Source organism: Streptomyces cinnamoneus (assembly GCF_002939475.1).
Classification (GTDB): Bacteria; Actinomycetota; Actinomycetes; order Streptomycetales; family Streptomycetaceae; genus Streptomyces; species Streptomyces cinnamoneus_A.
Window position 1 is genome coordinate 5,853,661 of record NZ_PKFQ01000001.1, and the last position, 18,844, is coordinate 5,872,504.

At 73.4% G+C, this 18,844-nt stretch carries 16 protein-coding genes; 6 read left to right on the forward strand and 10 right to left on the reverse strand.

Features of this window, described 5'->3' with window-relative positions; all coding sequences use genetic code 11:
• Positions 1 to 23 precede the first annotated feature (23 nt).
• A complete protein-coding gene (locus CYQ11_RS25990; protein WP_420894545.1) occupies positions 24 to 2,006 on the reverse strand; it encodes a Xaa-Pro dipeptidyl-peptidase in 1,983 nt (660 codons plus the stop codon).
• Positions 2,007 to 2,203: 197 nt separating this feature from the next.
• Here CYQ11_RS25990 and CYQ11_RS25995 point away from each other — a divergent pair, with 197 nt between their 5' ends.
• Positions 2,204 to 3,718, forward strand: coding sequence for a M1 family metallopeptidase (locus tag CYQ11_RS25995; RefSeq protein WP_099202740.1), 1,515 nt, complete (start codon positions 2,204 to 2,206; stop codon positions 3,716 to 3,718).
• Positions 3,719 to 3,849: 131 nt separating this feature from the next.
• Positions 3,850 to 4,593 (forward strand): MerR family transcriptional regulator, encoded by a 744-nt coding sequence (locus CYQ11_RS26000; protein WP_099202741.1) that lies wholly within the window; start codon positions 3,850 to 3,852, stop codon positions 4,591 to 4,593.
• Between the two features lie 45 nt (positions 4,594 to 4,638).
• On the opposite strand, the gene CYQ11_RS26005 is transcribed toward CYQ11_RS26000, so the two are convergent.
• The 6 genes from CYQ11_RS26005 to CYQ11_RS26030 all read right to left on the reverse strand — a co-directional run bounded on the left by CYQ11_RS26005 (position 4,639) and on the right by CYQ11_RS26030 (position 11,669).
• The gene (locus CYQ11_RS26005; protein WP_099202742.1) at positions 4,639 to 6,813 is read right to left on the reverse strand and encodes a 3-hydroxyacyl-CoA dehydrogenase NAD-binding domain-containing protein; all 2,175 of its coding nucleotides are present in this window, start codon (positions 6,811 to 6,813) and stop codon (positions 4,639 to 4,641) included.
• 49 nt (positions 6,814 to 6,862) lie between these two features.
• The gene (locus tag CYQ11_RS26010) at positions 6,863 to 8,077 is read right to left on the reverse strand and encodes an acetyl-CoA C-acetyltransferase (RefSeq protein WP_099202743.1); all 1,215 of its coding nucleotides are present in this window, start codon (positions 8,075 to 8,077) and stop codon (positions 6,863 to 6,865) included.
• 41 nt (positions 8,078 to 8,118) lie between these two features.
• Positions 8,119 to 9,261: an acyl-CoA dehydrogenase family protein gene (locus CYQ11_RS26015; RefSeq protein WP_099202744.1), complete on the reverse strand. Its 1,143-nt coding sequence runs from the start codon at positions 9,259 to 9,261 to the stop codon at positions 8,119 to 8,121.
• On the reverse strand, positions 9,258 to 10,406 hold the full coding sequence (locus CYQ11_RS26020) for a CaiB/BaiF CoA transferase family protein (RefSeq protein WP_099202745.1): 1,149 nt from the start codon (positions 10,404 to 10,406) through the stop codon (positions 9,258 to 9,260). Before CYQ11_RS26020 ends, CYQ11_RS26015 begins: the two co-directional genes overlap by 4 nt.
• 123 nt (positions 10,407 to 10,529) lie before the next feature.
• Positions 10,530 to 10,910: an MmcQ/YjbR family DNA-binding protein gene (locus tag CYQ11_RS26025; protein ID WP_099202746.1), complete on the reverse strand. Its 381-nt coding sequence runs from the start codon at positions 10,908 to 10,910 to the stop codon at positions 10,530 to 10,532.
• 117 nt (positions 10,911 to 11,027) lie between these two features.
• On the reverse strand, positions 11,028 to 11,669 hold the full coding sequence (locus tag CYQ11_RS26030) for a TetR/AcrR family transcriptional regulator (RefSeq protein WP_099202747.1): 642 nt from the start codon (positions 11,667 to 11,669) through the stop codon (positions 11,028 to 11,030).
• Between the two features lie 89 nt (positions 11,670 to 11,758).
• On the opposite strand from CYQ11_RS26030, the gene CYQ11_RS26035 reads away from it, so the two are divergent.
• Together CYQ11_RS26035 and CYQ11_RS26040 are read left to right on the forward strand one after the other, a co-directional pair.
• Positions 11,759 to 12,355 carry a dihydrofolate reductase family protein gene (locus tag CYQ11_RS26035; RefSeq protein WP_240003708.1) on the forward strand — a complete coding sequence of 199 codons (597 nt, stop codon included), beginning with the start codon at positions 11,759 to 11,761 and terminating at the stop codon, positions 12,353 to 12,355.
• Between the two features lie 48 nt (positions 12,356 to 12,403).
• Positions 12,404 to 12,616 (forward strand): DUF4287 domain-containing protein, encoded by a 213-nt coding sequence (locus CYQ11_RS26040; protein WP_099202748.1) that lies wholly within the window; start codon positions 12,404 to 12,406, stop codon positions 12,614 to 12,616.
• Between the two features lie 273 nt (positions 12,617 to 12,889).
• On the opposite strand, the gene CYQ11_RS26045 is transcribed toward CYQ11_RS26040, so the two are convergent.
• Positions 12,890 to 15,250 carry a Tex family protein gene (locus CYQ11_RS26045; protein ID WP_099202905.1) on the reverse strand — a complete coding sequence of 787 codons (2,361 nt, stop codon included), beginning with the start codon at positions 15,248 to 15,250 and terminating at the stop codon, positions 12,890 to 12,892.
• A gap of 134 nt (positions 15,251 to 15,384) precedes the next feature.
• Positions 15,385 to 16,242 (reverse strand): SCO6745 family protein, encoded by an 858-nt coding sequence (locus CYQ11_RS26050; protein WP_099202749.1) that lies wholly within the window; start codon positions 16,240 to 16,242, stop codon positions 15,385 to 15,387.
• 113 nt (positions 16,243 to 16,355) lie between these two features.
• On the opposite strand from CYQ11_RS26050, the gene CYQ11_RS26055 reads away from it, so the two are divergent.
• Both CYQ11_RS26055 and CYQ11_RS26060 read left to right on the forward strand, forming a co-directional pair.
• On the forward strand, positions 16,356 to 17,327 hold the full coding sequence (locus CYQ11_RS26055) for a GlxA family transcriptional regulator (RefSeq protein WP_099202750.1): 972 nt from the start codon (positions 16,356 to 16,358) through the stop codon (positions 17,325 to 17,327).
• 23 nt (positions 17,328 to 17,350) lie between these two features.
• Complete coding sequence (locus tag CYQ11_RS26060; RefSeq protein ID WP_099202751.1) at positions 17,351 to 17,992, forward strand: DJ-1/PfpI family protein; 642 nt, start codon at positions 17,351 to 17,353, stop codon at positions 17,990 to 17,992.
• Here the strand turns inward: CYQ11_RS26060 and CYQ11_RS26065 are convergent.
• On the reverse strand, positions 17,989 to 18,783 hold the full coding sequence (locus tag CYQ11_RS26065; protein ID WP_099202752.1) for an enoyl-CoA hydratase/isomerase family protein: 795 nt from the start codon (positions 18,781 to 18,783) through the stop codon (positions 17,989 to 17,991). The genes CYQ11_RS26060 and CYQ11_RS26065 overlap by 4 nt on opposite strands.
• Positions 18,784 to 18,844 lie beyond the last annotated feature (61 nt).

Below are 18,844 nucleotides of genomic sequence, written 5' to 3' on the forward strand. Positions count from 1 at the left end.
AGCGCGGCTTCGAGCCTCCCCGGTCAGGGCAGGAGCGTCGGACCCGCCGGCCGCGGTCCGTACGGCGTCAGCGGTGCCGTCGGGCGTGCCTGGGGCCGTCCCGCGTCCGCCGTCGCGCGGGCGAGGGCGTCGTCGCCGCCCACGAGCGGCAGGCGCACCGCGCTGCGCCGCAGGTCCACGGTCAGTCGCGGGGTGGTGGAGGCCGGTTCGAGGAGACCCGCGTCGGTGCCGGCGACGATGAGGGCGAGGCGGTGGCCCGCGGGGACGACATGGTCGGTGGCGGCGAGGTCGAGAGTGATCCCGTAGGCGGTGCCGGGGGTCAGCGGGCGGCCGTGGGCGAGGCCGGCGTAGTGGCCGAGATCGGCCCAGCCGCGGCTGAAGACCGTGTGGTCGGTGGACACCGCGGCCGGCTCGGTCCGCTGGAAGCAGCCGGTGTCGGCCGGGGTGCCGTCGCCCCAGCAGGTGCGCTCGGTGAGGGTGCGGATGCCCTCGCCGCGCGCCGCGTAGTCGCGGATGGTGGCCGGTCCGAGGTCGACGAGCACGGCCGACAGGTGGGCGGAGGCGGCCTGGGGGGTGACCGTCAGGCGCACCGACGAGGAGCCGGCCAGGCGCAGGTCGTGGGCGAGCGGGCCGGTGGTGAAGGCCACCTTGTCGGGCGTGGGCCGGTCGACCGTCGCCGCCCAGTCGCTCTCGCTCCGGCCGGGGTCGTCGGTGAAGGCGGCCGTGCTGCCGTACGGCGCGGGCCGGGTGCCCAGCGTGCCGGCGCCGGGCACCGGGCCGGGGGCGGGACGCAGCGTGGCCGCCCGGGTTCCGCGCGGCGGCCAGACGCGGTCGGTGGTCCACTGCCCGGGGGCGCGCTCGACGTCGGCCATGGGCTCGCGCTCGATGCCGTTGTCGTAGCCGAGGAGGTAGTGGTCGAACCAGCGGTGGAGGGTGGGCACCCAGCTCTCGCGGCGGAAGTCGAAGGGGTCGACGTGCCCGGCCGTGGACAGCCAGATCTTGCGTTCCACGCCCTGCTCGGCCAACGCGTCCCACCACTGCCCGAGGTGTTTGGTGCGCACGTTGAGGTCCTGCTTGCCGTGGACGGCGAAGACGCTGGCGCGCACCTTGCGGGCGCCGTCGAGGTAGTCGCGCTCGCTCCACAGGGAAGTCCAGTCGCCGGTGCGCGGGGCGCCCTCGGCGAGGCGCCGCTGCACGGCCCGGCAGCGGTCGCGCGCCCCGGGGCTCTCGACGCCGGCCGCCAGGCCGTCGGGGCCGCTGCCGAACAGGGCGGCGCCCTTGGCGAAGTAGTAGTCGTACCAGGAGCTGATGGCGCCGATGGGGACGATGGTCTTCAGGCCCTTGACGCCGGTGGCGGCGACGGCGTTGGCGACGGTCCCGTCGTAGCTCTTGCCGATCATCCCCACGGCTCCGGTGCTCCAGCCCGCCCCGACGCGCCCCGTGCCGGTGCGCGAGGCGTAGCCGCGGGCCCGGCCGTTGAGCCAGTCGACGACGGCCTTGGCGGACTGGACGTCGGAGGGCCCGCCGATGTCGGTGCAACCGTCGGAACGGTTGGTTCCGGTGAGGTCGGTCAACAGCACCGCATAGCCGCGCGGTACGAAGTAGTTGTCGTAGTACAGCGGGAACTGGAGGGGGTTCCCCTGGGCGTCGTACGTCTTGCGCTGGCTCTCGTTGCCGCGTCCGCAGCAGGAGTAGTACGGGCTGGCGTCCATGATGACCGGCACCCTGCGGCCCTGCTCGGCGGCCTCGCGGGGGCGGATGACGTCGGCCGCCACCCGGTCGGCGCGGCCGTCGCCGTCACCGTCGAGCCCCGTGTCCACCCACACCGTCTCGCGGATCGCGCGGTCGTAGGAGTAGACGGGCCTGCTCCCGCCCGGCGGCCGCGCGCCGGCCGGGTCCTGGGCCGCGTGCGCGGCGCCCGGCGGGGCGAGGAGGACGGCCAGCAGGGCGACGAGGCCCGCCAGTAAGGGCGTTGACCAAGGGATGCGGGGCTTCCGCACGGGAATCGGCACGGCGGGACCGTAGCGCGCGTCAACTGCCGTGCAGAAGGGGGCTGACGTGGGTTGTGGGGGTGATGATCTGGGGCGCGCTCATGTCGCGGGCGTGTCGATCACGTGTCGGGTTCCGGTCAGGGCATGGCCCCTGCGGCGATGAGTGCATAGGCTGCGATCGATCTTTCGCCCCCTACGAGTTGGAGTGACTCGTGCGTCACAGACTCATCGTCCCGAGCGCGGCCGCCGCCTTCCTGCTGCTGGCGGTCCCGGCATCGGCTGCCGACGCCACGCCCGGTGCGCCGGGTGCCGGCGACTCGTACTACCCGACGTCCGGGAACGGCGGCTACGACGTCTCCCACTACGACCTGCGGCTGAAGTACCAGCCGAAGACGGACGTGCTGGAGGGGACGGCGACCCTGACCGCCACCACCACCCAGGCGCTGTCCCGCTTCAACCTCGACTTCGGGCTCAAGGTGAGCGAGGTGCTGGTCAACGGCCGGCCCACGCCCTTCGCCACGTCGGGCGAGCACGAGCTGGAGATCACGCCCGCCTCCCCGCTGGAGAAGGGCAAGCAGATCACCGTCGTGGTCCGCTACAGCGGCGTCCCCTCCGAGGTGAAGATCGGCGGTTACTCCGCCTGGCAGCGCACCCCGGACGGCGCGGTCGTGGCCAACGAGCCGGAGTCGGCCGCCTGGTGGTTCCCCAGCAACGACCACCCGCGCGACAAGGCCACCTACGACGTCTCCGTCTCGGTGCCGGACGGCTTCCAGACCGTCAGCAACGGCGAGCTGAAGTCGCAGACCTCCAAGCTCGGATGGACCCGGTACAACTGGCGTTCCACCAAGCCGCAGGCGCCCTACCTGACGACGCTGGCCATCGGCAAGTTCGACATCACCACCGACAAGACCGCCGACGGGCTGCCGGTCCTCAACGCCTACAGCAAGGACCTGGGCGACAACCTCGACTCGGCCAAGGCCAGCGTCGAGCGCAGCACCGAGGTCATCGACTGGGAGACCAAGGTCTTCGGCCCGTACCCCTTCAACGCCATCGGCGGGTACGTGCCCAACGTGAAGACCGGGTACGCCCTGGAGACCCAGACCCGGCCGTACTACAGCCCCTCCCAGTTCGCGAACGGCGCCAACGTCTCCGTGGTCGTGCACGAACTCGCCCACCAGTGGTTCGGCGACAGCGTCTCGGTGAAGGACTGGCGCGACATCTGGGTCAACGAGGGCTTCGCCACCTACGCCCAGTGGCTGTGGTCGGAGAAGGAGAAGGAGGGCACGGCCCAGGAACTGGCCGACTACGTCTACTCCAGCATCCCCGCCGACAACGCCTTCTGGAAGGTCAAGCCCTCCGACCCGGGCGCCGACAACCAGTTCCACAGTGCCGTCTACAACCGGGGGGCCGTCGCCCTCCAGGCACTGCGCAACAAGGTCGGCGACAAGACGTTCTTCGCCATCCTCAAGCAGTGGACCGCCGAGAACAAGTACGGCAACGCCTCCGTGCAGGACTTCGTGAAGTTCGCGGAGAAGGCGTCCGGCAAGCCGCTGCAGAAGCTCTTCGACACCTGGCTGTTCACGCCCGCCAAGCCCAGCGCGGCCGAGGCGGCCAAGGACGGCATCGGCAAGACGGCCGCGACGGCCAGGACCGGCCGGTCCCTCAAGGCCGCCGAGCCCAGGTCGTGGAAGAAGATCCAGGAAGCGCAGCGCGGCCACCAGCACTGACCGCGGCTCCCGGAAGGGCCCGTCGCCTCGGCGGCGGGCCCTTTCCACGCGCCCGGGACGGGTTTCACAGCACTGGTGGCACAGCAATACTGTTGGGCCCGAAGGGCGCGACAGAGAGCGAGGCACCTTTGATGGCCGCTGAAGCCGGGGAGACGACGGAGAGCGCGGAGACCACCCTCACCGTCGACGAGTTGGCCGCCCGCGCCGGGGTGACCGTGCGCACCGTGCGCTTCTACGGCACGCGCGGCCTGCTGCCCCCGCCGCAGATCGGACCGCGCCGGGTCGGCCGCTACGGACCGGAGCACCTGTCCCGGCTGGCCCTGATCGAGGAACTCCAGCACCAGGGCCTGACCCTGGCCGCCATCGAGCGCTACCTGCGCCGGCTGCCCGCCGACCTGAGCGCCCACGACCTGGCCATCCACCGCGCACTGGTCGCCTCCTGGACGCCGGACAAGGCGGAGGAGACCTCCCGCGCCCAGCTGGAGCGGCGGGCCGGCCGGCCGCTGGCCGAGGAGGACGTGGACCGGCTCGCCGCGATGAACGTCCTGGAGCGGGCGGGCGACGACGACACCTTCCGGGTGGACCCCGGCCTGCTGGGCCTGGGGGTGCAACTGCTGGACGTGCCCATCGCGCTGGAGACGGTCCTGGCGGCCCGTACGGTCCTGATCGAGCACGCCCGTTCCACCGCGCGGGAGCTGACCCGGCTCTTCCACGACGAGGTGTGGGGCCCCTACCGCGAACGCGAGAGCGACCCGGAGGAGGTCGAGGCGATGAAGTCGCTGTCGGCCCACATGCAGCCGCTGGTGGTGCAGGCGCTGGTCACCGCGTTCCAGCGGTCGCTCAAGCAGGAACTGAGGGCCACGTACGGGGGCTGACGCGCGGCGGACGGGGAGCCCGGCCGCCGCGCCCGCAGGCCCCGCTCAGTCCGTGAAGGTCTCGCCCTTCTCCGCCTTCTCGACCAGCAGCGCGGGTGGCGCGAACCGCTCGCCGTACGCCGCCCGCAGCTCGCGCGCCCGGGCCAGGAAGCCCGGCAGGCCGCCCTCGTAGCCGTTGACGTACTGCAGGACGCCGCCGGTCCAGCCGGGGAAGCCGATGCCGAGGACCGAGCCGATGTTGGCGTCGGCGACGGAGGAGAGAACGCCTTCCTCCAGGCAGCGCACCGCGTCGAGCGCCTCGGAGAAGAGCATCCGCTCCTTGAGGTCCTCGAAGGGGATCCCGCTCGGGTCGCCGCCCCGGCCGAAGTGCTCGGCGAGCCCGGGCCACAGGCCGGCCCGCTCGCCGTCCACGTAGTCGTAGAAGCCGGCCCCTCCGCTGCGGCCGGTGCGGCCGAACTCCTCCACCATCCGGTCGATGACCTCGTCGGCGGGGTGCGGCTCCCAGACGCCGCCCGCCTCCTCGGTGGCGCGCCGGGTCTCCTCGCGGATGCGGCGCGGCAGCGTGAGCGTCAGCTCGTCCATCAGCGACAGCACCTTGGCGGGGTAGCCGGCCTGCGCGGCGGCCTGCTCGACGGAGGCGGCCGGGACGCCCTCGGCCAGCATGGCCACGCCCTCGTTGATGAACCGGCCGATGACCCGCGAGGTGAAGAAGCCCCGGGAGTCGCCCACCACGACGGGCGTCTTGCGGATCTGCCGGACCAGGTCGAAGGCGCGCGCCAGCGCCTCGTCCCCGGTCCGTTCACCCTTGATGATCTCCACCAGGGGCATCTTGTCGACGGGCGAGAAGAAGTGCAGGCCCACGAAGTCTGCGGGCCGCTCCACGCCCTCGGCCAGCTGGGTGATGGGCAGCGTGGAGGTGTTGGAGCACAGCAGGGCGTCGGGGGCGACGACGTGCTGGACCTCCTGGAAGACCTTGTGCTTGAGCGCCGGGTCCTCGAAGACGGCCTCGATGACCGCGTCACAGCCCGCCAGGTCGGCCGCGTCGGCGGTCGGCGTGATGCGGGCGAGCAGCTCGTCCCGCTCCGCCTCGGTCGTGCGGCCCCTGGCGAGCGCCTTGGCCAGCAGGCCCTCGGAGTACGCCTTGCCCTTGGCCGCGTTCTCGGCGGAGACGTCCTTGAGGACCACCTCGATGCCGGCCCGGGCACAGGCGTAGGCGATGCCCGCGCCCATCATGCCGGCGCCGAGGACGGCGACCTTCCGGACCGTGCGGGGCGCGATCCCCTCGGGACGGCTGCGGCCGGCGTTGACGGCCTGGAGGTCGAAGAAGAACGCCTGGATCATGTTCTTGGCGGTCTGACCGGTGACCAGCTCGGTGAAGTAGCGGGCCTCGATGACCTGGGCGGTCTCGAAGTCCACCTGTGAGCCCTCGACGGCCGCCGCCAGGATGGCGCGGGGCGCCGGGTAGGGGGCCCCGCCGGTCTGCTTCCTCAAGGTGGCCGGGAAGGCCGGCAGGTTCGCGGCGAAGCGGGGGCTGGCCGGGGTGCCGCCGGGAATCCGGTAGCCCTTCTCGTCCCAGGGCTGCCGGGACTCCGGGTGCGCGTCGATGAAGGCCCGGGCCCGGGCGAGCATGTCGCCGGCGTCGGTCACCACCTCGTCGACCAGCCCGGCCTCCAGGGCGCGCCGGGGGGCGTACTGGGTGCCCTGGAGCAGCACCTTCAGCAGCGCGTCGGTGATGCCGAGCAGCCGTACGGCGCGGGTGACGCCCCCGCCACCGGGCAGCAGCCCGAGGGTGACCTCGGGGAGGCCGATCTTCGAGCCGGGCGCGTCGAGGGCGATCCGGTGGTGGCAGGCCAGCGCGATCTCGTAGCCGCCGCCGAGCGCCGCCCCGCCCAGGGCGGCGACGACGGGCACGCCGAGGGTCTCGATGCGGCGCAGGTCCCGCTTGACGGCCAGGCCCGCGTCGAAGACCCGCTGGGCGTCGGCCGGGGTCACGGCGATCAGCTCGCGCAGGTCGCCGCCCGCGAAGAACGTCTTCTTGGCGGAGGTGACGATGACGCCGCGGACGGACTCCCGTTCCGCCTCCAGCCGGTCGGCGACGGCGGTGAGGGACGCCTTGAAGGCGTTGTTCATGGTGTTGGCGGACTGCCGGGGGTCGTCGAGGACGAGGGTGACGACGCCGTCGTCGGCGCGCTCGTAGCGGATGGTGGTGGGCTCGCTCATGTCCGAAGTCTCCAGAGGTCTGTGGTGGTCCGGCGGGGAAGGGAGGGCGCTACAGGCGCTCGACGACCGTCGCGATCCCCATCCCGCCTCCCACGCACAGGGTGACCAGGCCGAACCGTCCGCCCCGCCGCTCCAGCTCGTCGACGACGGTGCCCAGCAGCATCGCCCCGGTCGCACCGAGCGGGTGGCCCATGGCGATCGCCCCGCCGTTGACGTTGACGCGGTCGAGGCCGACCCCCATCTCGTCGGCGAACCGCAGCACCACGGCCGCGAAGGCCTCGTTGATCTCGATGAGGTCGATGTCCCCGATGCCGAGCCCCGCCTTGGCCAGCGCCTTGCGCGTGGCCGGCGCCGGCCCGGTGAGCATGATGGTGGGGTCCGAGCCGGAGACGGCCGCGGAGACGATGCGGGCCCGCGGCCGCAGCCCGTACCGCTCGCCCACCTCGCGGTTGCCGATGGCGACGAGGGCGGCGCCGTCGACGATGCCGGAGGAGTTGCCCGCGTGGTGGACGTGGTCGATCCGCTCCACCCAGTGGTACTGCTGGAGCGCCACGGCGTCGAAGCCGCCCTGCTCGCCGACGGCCGCGAACGACGGCTTGAGGGCGGCGAGCGTGTCGGCCGTGGTGCCGGGGCGGATGTGCTCGTCGCGGTCGAGGACGACGAGGCCGTTGCGGTCGCGGACGGGCACGACGGAACGCTCGAAGCGGCCGTCCTTCCAGGCCGCGGCGGCCAGTTCCTGCGAGCGGGCGGCGAAGGAGTCGACGTCGCGGCGGGAGTAGCCGCCCAGCGTGGCGATCAGGTCGGCGCCGATGCCCTGCGGCACGAAGTTGACGTCGAGGTTGGTCATGGGGTCGGCGAACCAGGCGCCGCCGTCCGAGGCCATGGGCACCCGGGACATCGACTCCACGCCGCCCGCGAGGACGAGGTCCTCCCAGCCGGAGCGCACCTTGGCGGCGGCGAGGTTCACGGCCTCCAGGCCCGAGGCGCAGAACCTGTTCTCCTGGACGCCCGCCACGGTGTCGGGCAGACCGGCGGCGACGGCCGCGATCCGGGCGATGTCGGAGCCCTGGTCGCCGACGGGGCTGACGACGCCGAGCACGATGTCGTCGACGGCGGCGGGGTCCAGGTCCGGCAGGCGGCGCCGGAGTTCGTGGATCAGGCCGACGACGAGGTCGACGGGCTTGGTGCCGTGCAGCGCGCCGCTTGCCTTGCCGCGCCCGCGCGGGGTGCGGATCGCGTCGTACACGTACGCTTCGGTGCTCAAGGTCGTAGGCCTTTCGGGGTGGCTGGAGGAGGGGGAGCGGGTCAGGAGAGCAGGGAGCGGCCGATGATCTCCTTCATGATCTCGGTCGTGCCGCCGTAGATCGTCTGGATCCGGCCGTCGGTGAACGCCCTGGCGACGCGGTACTCGGTCATGTAGCCGTACCCCCCGTGCAGTTGCAGGCACCGGTCGGCGACGCGCTTCTGCAGTTCGGTGGCCCACCACTTGGCCATCGAGGCGTGCACGGCGTCCAGCTCGCCCCGGTCGTGGTCGCCGACGCAGCGGTCGAGGAAGGCCCGGGTGACGGCGCACTCGGTGGCCATCTCGGCGATCTCGAAGCGGATGTGCTGGAGCCGGGCGAGGGGACGGCCGAAGGCCTCGCGTTCCTTGACGTAGCCGGTGGTGATCTCCAGCAGGTGCTCGGCGGCGGCGACGGCCGCGACGGCGATGTTCAGGCGCTCCTGCGGGAGGTTGGTCATGAGGTGGCCGAAGGCGCCGTTCAGCTCGCCGAGCAGGTTCTCCTTGGGGACGCGGACGTCGTGGAAGAACAGCTCGGCGGTGTCCTGGGCCCGCTGGCCGATCTTGTCGAGGTTGCGTCCGCGCTCGAAGCCGGCCGTCCCGCGCTCGACGACGAACAGGCTCAAGCCCCGGGCCCCGCCCTCCGGCGTCGTCTTCGCCACCACGATCACCAGGTCGGCCAGGATGCCGTTGGAGATGAAGGTCTTGGAGCCGTTGAGCAGCCAGTGATCGCCCCGGTCCTCGGCCGTGGTACGGATGCCCTGGAGGTCGGAGCCGGCGCCGGGCTCGGTCATGGCGATGGCGGTGATCGTCTCGCCGGTGCAGAAGCCGGGCAGCCAGCGCTGTTTCTGCTCGGCGGTGGCCAGGGAGGTCAGGTAGGGGCCGATGACGTCGTTGTGCAGTCCGATCGCGAGGCCCGCGGCCCCGGCGCGGGCGAACTCCTCGGCGAGCACCACGCTGTAGCGGAAGTCGCTCTCGCCCCCGCCGCCGTACTCCTCGGGGACGGCGAGGCCGAGCAGCCCCTGGCGGCCGGCCGCGAGCCAGGCGTCGCGGGAGACGACGCCGTCCCGCTCCCACTGCTCGTAGTGCGGCGTCACCTCCTTGGCGAGGAAGGCGCGGACGGTCTCGCGGAACGCCTCGTGGTCGCTGGAGAAGAGCTGACGCTTCATCGCTGCTGCCCCTTCCGGAGCTGTCGTAGGCCGGGTACGCCCCAGTCGCGGGCCACCTCGGAGGTGTCGGCGCCCGGACGCGCGGGCGGCCGGCGCACCGAGCCGGGGGTGGCGGAGAAGCGCGGGGCGGGGGCGGGCTGGGTGATGCCGTCGTGGTCGGTGAAGGTGGCGCGTGCGGCGAGGTGGGGGTGGCCGGGTGCCTCGCGGAGGGTGAGGACGGGCGCGACGCAGGCGTCGGAGCCCTCGAAGACCTCGGTCCACTCGGCGCGGGTGCGCTCACGGAAGCGCGCCGCGATCGCCGCGCGCAACTCGCCCCAGCGGCCGGGGTCGTCGCGGGCGGGCACGGATCCGGCGATGCCGAGCAGCTGGAGGAACGCGTCGTAGAAGGCGGGCTCCAGCGCGCCCACCGCCATGTGGCCGCCGTCGGCGGTCTCGTACGTGCCGTAGAAGGGCGCGCCGCCGTCGAGGAGGTTCGCGCCCCGTCGGTCCTGCCAGCCCCCGGCGGCGAGCATGCCGTGGATCATGGCGGTGAGGTGGGCGGTGCCGTCGACGATGGCGGCGTCGACGACCTGGCCGGTGCCGGCGGCGCGGGCGTGCTGGAGGGCGGCGAGGACGCCCACGACGAGGTAGAGGGATCCGCCGGCGTAGTCGCCGAGGAGGTTGGCGACGGGGTACGGGGGGCCGTCGGCGGGCCCCGCCATGCCGAGGGCGCCGGTGACGGCGATGTAGCCGATGTCGTGGCCGGCGGTCCGGGCCAGCGGTCCGTCCTGTCCCCAGCCGGTCATCCGCCCGTAGACGAGGGCGGGGTTGCGGGCGAGGGCGGCCTCGGGGCCGACGCCCAGGCGCTCGGCGACGCCGGGCCGCCAGCCCTCGATCAGGACGTCGGCCCGCTCGGCGAGGTCGAGCACGAGGCCCGGGCCGTCGGCGGACTTGAGGTCGACGAGGACCGAACGCTTGTTGCGGTTGGTGAGGTCGTAGGCCGGGTCGACGCCCAGCCCGTAGCCCCCGGGCCGGTCGACGCGTACGACGTCGGCACCGAGGTCGGCCAGCAGCATGGCGGCGAACGGGCCCGGCCCGATCCCCGCCAGCTCGACCACGCGCACCCCGGTGAGCGGACCGTGCCCCGTTCCCGTCGTTCCCGCCATGCGGCCCCCACGTCCGGTGCCTGACGGCACGTCCGATGACACGTCTTATGACACAACCGCTGTAACACTCGTGATGTTAAGAACGTGTTCCAGTCTCCACAAGGGGCTGGGGCGCACGGGCTGTCACCCCGCGTCGAGCTGGGCGACGAGCCGCTTGGGCGCGACGGTGCGGTAGCTCTCCTCGACCCAGTCGCAGAGCACCTCGAGGGGTGTGTCCGCGCCGGTCAGCGGCACGGTCACCCAGCCGGACCTGCCCAGCCCGTATCCGGTGGGGGCGGCGCCGGGCACGGCCAGGGCGTGCCCGTGGATCTCCTCGTCCCTGAGCTTGAGGGAGATGGCGGGGTTCTCGGCGTTCCCCTCCTCGCCGAGGAAGACGAAAATCTTCTTGTTGACCTTCACGACCGCGCTGTCACCCCAGGGGAACTCCTCGCCGGCACCGGGGAGGGAGAGGGCGAACTCCCGCACCGTGGCGCGGGCTTTCAGGGTCGTGGCTCTGGCTGCCATGGATGCCTCCGGGGTGGTCGCGGTCCGTGGGGGAGATCTTCCCAAATCGTTCCCCCTGCACTGCGCCGTGGCCGCTCCCGCCGCACGGCCCGCCTCCGGCGGCGTCCCGGCCCGGCGTCAGATACCGCGCTCGATCATGTCGATGACGTGCTGGCCGGCGTCATGGGCCTGGGAGGGGTGGAGGCCGCGCAGGGGACCGTCGATGAGGAGGACGGCGAGGCCGTGGACGGCGGACCAGGCGAGGAACTCGGCGCCGGGGCGCCGGTCCGCGGGCAGCAGGCCCGCCTCCACGAGGTCGTCGAGGGCGGCGCCGAGGAGCTCGAAGGGGGTCTTGCCGCCGGTCCCGGCGGCCGTGTCGGCGGCGGCGTGCGTCATGTCCCCGGGCACGTGGAAGGCTGCGCGGAACAGTCCGGGCTCCTCCTGGGCGAAACGGAGGTAGCCGGTGCCGACCGCCCGGAAGCGGGCCCGGGCGGCGGCGGCCTCGTCCGCGGCCGGCGGCAGGGCGGCCTGCTCGGCCTCCATGGTGCGGGCGACCCGGGCCATGGCGGCCTGCGAGACGGCGTGCAGCAGGGCGCCCCGGTCGGCGAAGTGGCGGTAGGCCGCGTTGGGCACCACCCCCGCCTGGCGGGTCGTGGCGCGCAGCACCACGGCCTCCGGCCCACCCTGGCGGGCGAGTTCGAGGCCGGCCTCGATCAGCGCGTTGCGAAGGTCGCCGTGCCGGTAGGTGTCCCGCTTCGGTCCGGTCGTCCCCGCTGACATCCGCCCTCCAATGTGGACAGCATCCACTTAGGTCGTCTACGCTCGTGCAAGATCGCTCGGGGGGTCGCGGATCGCCACACCCTCCGAATGTGGACATCGTACACAAGGGTGCCGTGGTGCCCTTCGTCACCAGGGGGTCTCCCATGCGCAAGGTCATCGCGTCTGTCTACGTCACGCTCGACGGGGTCATGGAGAACCCGGCCTGGTCGGCCCCGTACTTCAACGACGAGGCCGGCGCGTTCGCCCGTGCCCAGCTGTTCGCCGCGGAGGCCCTCCTGCTGGGACGCGTGACCTACCAGGGCTTCGCCCAGGCATGGCCGTCCATGACCGACGGGGACGGCTTCGCCGACCGGATGAACGCCATGCCCAAGTACGTCGCCACCACCACCCTCGACACCCCCGAGTGGAACGCGACCTTCCTGACCGGTGACGTCCCGGCGGCGGTGGCCGACCTGAAGCGACAGGACGGCGGCGACCTGCTCGTCTACGGCAGCGGCGACCTCGTCAACACGCTGCTGGAGCACGATCTGCTCGACGAGCTGCGCCTGTGGACCCACCCCGTCGTGGAGGGCACCGGCAAGCGCCTGTTCACCGAGGTCTCCCCGAAGAAGACGCTCCGGCTCGTCGGCACCACCACGTTCGCCACCGGCGCCCAGGTCCTCGCCTACGCCCCCGCCGCCCGCTGACGCGCTTCAGCCCGGTTGCCCACGACACGCGGAAGGAACGCACCTGACATGACGGCCACCGTGAAGGGCCCCGCCAGCTACTTCCCCTCCGTCGAGAAGAAGCACGGCCGCCCGATAGCGGAGTGGAAGAACCTCATCCGCTCCTCGCCCCTGACCAAGCACATGGAACTCGTCGGCTGGCTGAAGGCCGAGCACGGCCTGGGGCACGGGCACGCCAACGCCCTCGTGGCCCACACCCTCGCCGAGGACAGCGGGAAGTAGGAGCGGGACCCGTCCACCAGGACGGGTCCCGCCGTGCCCGCCCAGCCGCCGCCGGCCGGGGCGGGCTCTCCAGCGCCCGGCGGCCGGGCTCGTCGCTCCAGCCGTCACTGGCCCATCAAGACGTAGCCGACGGTCCGCCCGGTGTCGTTCACGACGTTCCGTTCACCCCAGTCCACGGCCGACACGGTGGCCCGTGGCAGCCCCGGCGGCCGCAAGGCGGTCTCGCGCTGCCAGGCGGGGCGGGGCGCGCACGCCCCACCCCGCCCGTTCCGATTACCGGCCCTTCGGCCCGCCCAGCAGTCCCGCCCTGCGCAGGGCGTCCGCCATCGCGCCGTCCGCCGCAGCCGCCTCGCGGCCCTCCGCGCGACGGGGCCGCGGGGTGCCGCCGCGGCGCGGGGCGCCCCGCTCGGCGCGCTCGCGGGGGGCGGCCGTGGCACCGGCCCGGCCGCCGGCCGGGGACTCGTCGTCCAGCCTGAGCGTCAGCGAGATCCGCTTGCGCGGGATGTCGACGTCCATCACCTTCACACGCACGATGTCGCCCGGCTTCACGACGTCCCGCGGGTCCTTGACGAACGTCTTCGACATCGCCGACACGTGCACCAGGCCGTCCTGGTGGACGCCCACGTCCACGAACGCCCCGAACGCGGCCACGTTCGTGACGACGCCCTCCAGCAGCATCCCCGGCGCCAGGTCGCCGATCTTCTCGACGCCCTCCTTGAAGACCGCCGTCTTGAAGGCAGGCCGCGGGTCACGGCCCGGCTTCTCCAGCTCGCGCAGGATGTCGGTGACCGTCGGCAGACCGAAGGAGTCGCTCACGAAGTCGTCGGCGCGGATGGAGCGCAGCGTCGCCGTGTCGCCGACGAGCGAGGCGACGTCGCCGCCCGTCCTCTTCGCCATGGCCCGCACCACCGGGTACGCCTCCGGGTGGACGCTGGAGGCGTCCAGCGGGTCGTCTCCGCCGCGGATGCGGAGGAAGCCGGCGCACTGCTCGTACGCCTTGGGGCCGAGCCGCGCCACGTCCTTCAGCGCCCGGCGGGAGCGGAACGGGCCGTTGGCGTCGCGGTGGGCGACGATGTTCTCGGCGAGGCCGGCACCGATGCCCGACACCCGCGACAGCAGGGGCGCGGAGGCGGTGTTGACGTCCACGCCGACGCCGTTGACGCAGTCCTCGACGACCGCGTCCAGCGAGCGGGACAACTTCACCTCGGACAGGTCGTGCTGGTACTGGCCGACGCCGATCGACTTCGGGTCGATCTTGACCAGCTCGGCCAGCGGGTCCTGGAGCCGCCGCGCGATCGAGACCGCGCCGCGCAGCGACACGTCCAGGTCCGGCAGCTCCTGCGAGGCGAAGGCGGAGGCGGAGTAGACCGAGGCGCCGGCCTCGGAGACCATCACCTTCGTGAGCTTCAGCTCGGGGTGACGGGAGATCAGGTCGCCCGCCAGCTTGTCCGTCTCGCGCGAGGCCGTGCCGTTGCCGACGGCGATCAGCTCCACGCCGTGCTCCCGGGCGAGCCGGGCCAGCGTCGCCAGCGACGCGTCCCACTTGTTCTGCGGAACGTGCGGGTAGACGGTCTCCGTGGCGGCCACCTTGCCGGTCGCGTCCACGACGGCGACCTTCACGCCCGTGCGGAAACCGGGGTCGAGCCCCATCGTGGCGCGCGTGCCGGCCGGCGCCGCCAGCAGCAGGTCGCGGAGGTTGGCGGCGAAGACGCGCACCGCCTCGTCCTCGGCGGCCTGCCGCAGCCGCAGCCGGAGGTCGATGCCGAGGTGGACGAGCACGCGGGTGCGCCAGGCCCAGCGCACCGTGTCGCCCAGCCACTTGTCCGCGGGGCGCCCGCGGTCGGCGATGCCGAAGCGCCGGGCGATCGCCTGCTCGTACGAGCTCGGCCCGGCGGGCGTCTCACCGGCGGGCTCCGGCTCCAGCGTCAGGTCGAGGGTCTCCTCCTTCTCCCCCCGCAGCATGGCCAGCACCCGGTGCGAGGGCAGCTCCGTGAAGGGCTCGGCGAAGTCGAAGTAGTCGGCGAACTTCGCGCCCGCCTCCTCCTTGCCGGCGCGCACCTTCGCGACCAGGCGCCCCCGGGTCCACATGCGCTCGCGCAGCTCACCGATCAGGTCCGCGTCCTCGCCGAACCGCTCGGTGAGGATGGCGCGGGCGCCCTCCAGCGCGGCGGCGGCGTCCGCGACGCCCTTCTCGGCGGACACGAAGCCGGCGGCCGCCGCGAGCGGCTCGGTGTCAGGGTCCCCGAGCAGCCCGTCGGCCAGCGGCTCCAGCCCGGCCTCCCGGGCGATCTGCGCCTTGGTGCGCCGCTTGGGTTTGAAGGGCAGGTAGATGTCCTCCAGGCGGGCCTTGGAGTCGGCCGCGAGGATCCGCGCCTCCAGGGCCTCGTCCAGCTTGCCCTGGGACCGCACGGAGTCCAGGACGGCCGTCCGCCGCTCCTCCAGCTCGCGCAGGTACCGCAGCCGCTCCTCCAGCGCGCGCAGCTGCGCGTCGTCGAGCATCTCGGTCGCTTCCTTGCGGTAGCGCGCGATGAACGGGACGGTGGACCCGCCGTCGAGCAAGTCGACGGCCGCCCGTACCTGCCGTTCCCGTACGCCGAGCTCCTCGGCGATCCTGCCTTCGATCGACGTCGTCACGATCACGCTCTGCTTTCTTCCGCTTCTTCCGGGGTTTCCCTCTCGAGCCCGCGATCGCATTGTGGCAGGTACCGCTGACGGCGCCGTGCTCCCGGCCGGGAGCACGGCGCCGTCAGCGGCCGGGCCGGCGGCGCCTACCGGCGCAGGTCCGCGGGGTAGCCGCCGTTCTCTACCAGCGTCGTGGCGAAGGCCGTCGCCAGCTCGGTCAGGCGCCCGACGCCTTCCGCGCCCAGGTGCTCGTAGGGCGCCGCGTCCAGGCGGTCCGTCTCCTCCTCGATCTCCTCGCGCAGCGCGGCCCCGGCGTCCGTCAGCGCGTCCCGCTCGTCGAGCAGACCGCGCTCGCGCAGCCGTAGCCGCGCCGCGGTCAGCTCCTCCTCGCTCCAGCCGCGCGTCGCCAGCAGCCACTTCGTCGACATGCCGCGCCCGGTGGCGGAGTGGCTGACGAGTGCCTCCAGCGGGTCCAGGCCGGAGCCGGCCAGGGCGATCAGGTGGCCGTCGCCGCGGTGCTCGCGCAGCAGCGTGGCGGCGTGCCACAGGGCCAGGTGCGGGGCGTGGGGCACCGGCAGGTCGGCGTGGGCCGCGTACAGCGGGCGGACCGGGCGCTCGCAGGCCTCCGCGGCCCGCAGTGCCAGCCCGGCCGCCTCGGCCATCTCCGCGGAGGCGAGCGCCTCCTCGCCGAGCAGGCGTCGCAGCGTGGCGTCGGCGACGCGCAGACGGGCCGCGAGGACGTCCTCGGGCGAGGCGACGTCCCAGATGTGCGGGACGTGCCGGGCCACCAGCTCGTGGCTGAAGCTGTGGAAGGTGGCCGTGACCGTGCCCGCGCCCACCCGGCCCAGTGCGGCCGCCCGGCCGGCGAAGTAGAGGGCGCTGCGGTCCGTGATGCCGAGCGCGGACATCTCCCGCTCGTTGTCGGGGGAGAAGTAGACAACGGAGTGCAGGGCGTTGACGACGTAGTGGCAGCGCCGGCCGGCGCGCGCGGGCAGAGTGGTCATGGCCGGTACGCTACCGACTGGTTGGTACGGCCGGAAGGGCCGGGGTGCGATGGCAGGATAGGTGGGAAACCCGTCATTGCGGCGCTGTCCTGCGGCCGTTGACGATGGGCGGCATGACAACCCGTCGCAGCGTGCTCATCGTGCTCTACGAAGGCGTACAGAGCCTTGACGTGGCCGGCCCCCTGGAAGTGTTCAAGGGTGCGGCCAACGCCGTCGGCGACCCGGACGCCTACCGGGTGCGCACGGCCAGCGTCGACGGACGGCCCGTGCGGACCCACAGCGGGCTGGGCCTGATGCCGGACGCGGCGCTCGGCGACTGCGCGCCGCCGGACCTCCTCCTCGTCCCCGGTGGCCTCTGCACGCGGGAACAGGACCCCCGCCTCGTGGCCTGGCTGCGCGCGACGGGCTCCCTCGCCGGGCGCCGGGTCTCCGTGTGCACGGGGGCGTTCCTGCTCGCCGCCGCGGGGCTGCTGGACGGCCGCCGGGCCACGACGCACTGGGCGTACTGCGACGACTTCGCCGAGCGCTACCCCTCGGTCCGCCTGGAGGCCGAGCCCATCTTCATCCGGGACGGCGACGTGGCGACCTCGGCGGGCGTCACCGCCGGCATCGACCTGGCGCTCGCCCTCGTCGAGGAGGACCACGGCCGGCGGACCGCGCTCGCCGTCGCCCGCCACCTCGTCGTCTTCCTCCGCCGCCCGGGCAACCAGCGGCAGTTCAGCGCCCACCTCGCCGCGCAGACCGCCGACCGCCCGACGCTGCGGGACGTCCAGCACTGGATCGCCGAGCACCCCGCCGACGACCTGAGCGTGGAGGCGCTCGCCGCCCGCGCGAACCTCTCGCCCCGGCACTTCGCCCGCGCCTTCCACACCGAGGTGGGCACGACACCCGGCCGCTACGTCGAACAGGTGCGGCTGGAGGCGGCCCGGCGGATGCTCGAGGACACGGCCGACGGCGTCGCGGAGGTCTCCCGGGCCTGCGGCTACGGCACCCCCGAGGCGATGCGCCGGGCCTTCGTACGGACCCTGGGCACCGCGCCCGCCGAGTACCGGCGGCGCTTCCGCCCCGCCCTCCCCACCCCCTGACCGAACCTCTGAAAGGGCCTCACATGCAGATCGCTGTCCTCCTCTTCCCCGGCTTCACCGCGCTCGACGCCGTCGGCCCCTACGAGACGCTCGGCCGCATGCCCGGAGCCGAGCCCGTCCTCCTCGCCGAGCGGCCCGGCCCCGTACCCAACGACCGGGGGCACTTCTCGCTCGTCGCCGAAGCGTCGCTCGCGGACGTGCCCCACCCGGACGTCGTCGTGGTGCCGGGCGGCCCCGAGGCCAACCTGCCGCGGCGGCCCGGACCCGTGCTGGACTGGCTCAGGGCCGTCGACCCGGGCACCGTCTGGACGACGTCCGTGTGCACCGGCTCCCTGCTGCTGGGCGCCGCCGGGCTGCTCCGGGGCCGCCGCGCCACGTCCCACTGGACGGCCCTGGACGTGCTCGCCTCCTACGGCGCCGACCCGACGGGGGAGCGGGTCGTCACCGACGGCAAGTACGTCACGGCCGCCGGGGTCTCGTCCGGCATCGACATGGGACTCACCCTCGTGGGCCGCATCGCGGGCGACGAGGCCGCCCGAAGCGCCCAGTTGCTGCTCGAGTACGACCCGCAGCCGCCCTACGACGCGGGTTCCCCCGAGAAGGCCCCCGCCGACCTGGTGGCCCGGTTCCGGAAGATCTACGAGGAGCGCCGCAGCGTGGCCTAGGAGCCCGCGGCGCCGAGCGGACGGTCCGGTACAGGGGTCGGGACCGTCCACCCGAAGCGCGGCGCCCTGCGTTCCAGGAAGGCGGCGACGCCCTCGGCGGTGTCGCCGCTGTCCCGCGCCACCGCCGCCCAGTGCGCCATCCGCTCCGTGTCCGCCGGCCCGGCGGCGAACTCCTTCGCCGCGGCCTGCGTCAGCTGCGAACGCGACGCCAGCACCCGGGCGAACTCCGCGACCCGCTTGTCCAGCTCTCCGGCCGGCCACACCTCGTCGGCCAGGCCCGTGCGCAGCGCCCGTCCGGCGTCGACCAGCTCGGCCGAGAAGAGCAGGTACTTGGCCGTCGCCGGGCCGACCAGCTCCACCAGCCGCCGCGTGGAAGAGGCCGCGTAGACGATGCCGAGCTTCGCCGGGGTGATCCCGAAGCTCGCGTCCTCCGCCGCGAACCGCAGGTCGCAGGCGACGGCGAGCTGGCAGCCGCCGCCCACGCAGTAGCCGCGCACGGCCGCGACCGTCGGCTTGGGGAACGCCGCCAGCGCCTCCTCGGCGGCGACGGCGAGGTCCCGTGAGCTCTCGGCGCTGTCCGCGCCCAGCGTGGAGATGTCCGCGCCCGCGCAGAACGTCTGACCCTCACCCGTCAGCACCAGCACCCGTACGGCCGGGTCGGCCGCGCACCGGTCGAGCAGCTCCGGCAGCGCCCGCCACATGCCGGCGGTCATGGCGTTGCGCTTGGCGGGGTTCGCGATGCGGATCGTTGCGGTGGCGTCGGCGATGTCGAGACGCAGTGCGGGCTCCATGCGCCGGATGCTATCCGGGACGGGCGGGGCTGTGATCAGGAACGGGGGGCGCTGTGAGGAG

Excerpts from the sequence above, each read along its gene's own strand:
- CYQ11_RS26000 (WP_099202741.1), top strand. The coding sequence starts at position 3,850 with ATGGCCGCTGAAGCCGGGGAGACGACGGAGAGCGCGGAGACCACCCTC.
- CYQ11_RS26005 (WP_099202742.1), bottom strand. The coding sequence starts at position 6,813 with ATGAGCGAGCCCACCACCATCCGCTACGAGCGCGCCGACGACGGCGTC.
- CYQ11_RS26015 (WP_099202744.1), bottom strand. The coding sequence starts at position 9,261 with ATGAAGCGTCAGCTCTTCTCCAGCGACCACGAGGCGTTCCGCGAGACC.
- CYQ11_RS26020 (WP_099202745.1), bottom strand. The coding sequence starts at position 10,406 with ATGGCGGGAACGACGGGAACGGGGCACGGTCCGCTCACCGGGGTGCGC.
- CYQ11_RS26025 (WP_099202746.1), bottom strand. The coding sequence starts at position 10,910 with ATGGCAGCCAGAGCCACGACCCTGAAAGCCCGCGCCACGGTGCGGGAG.
- CYQ11_RS26030 (WP_099202747.1), bottom strand. The coding sequence starts at position 11,669 with ATGTCAGCGGGGACGACCGGACCGAAGCGGGACACCTACCGGCACGGC.
- CYQ11_RS26040 (WP_099202748.1), top strand. The coding sequence starts at position 12,404 with ATGACGGCCACCGTGAAGGGCCCCGCCAGCTACTTCCCCTCCGTCGAG.
- CYQ11_RS26050 (WP_099202749.1), bottom strand. The coding sequence starts at position 16,242 with ATGACCACTCTGCCCGCGCGCGCCGGCCGGCGCTGCCACTACGTCGTC.
- CYQ11_RS26055 (WP_099202750.1), top strand. The coding sequence starts at position 16,356 with ATGACAACCCGTCGCAGCGTGCTCATCGTGCTCTACGAAGGCGTACAG.
- CYQ11_RS26060 (WP_099202751.1), top strand. The coding sequence starts at position 17,351 with ATGCAGATCGCTGTCCTCCTCTTCCCCGGCTTCACCGCGCTCGACGCC.
- CYQ11_RS26065 (WP_099202752.1), bottom strand. The coding sequence starts at position 18,783 with ATGGAGCCCGCACTGCGTCTCGACATCGCCGACGCCACCGCAACGATC.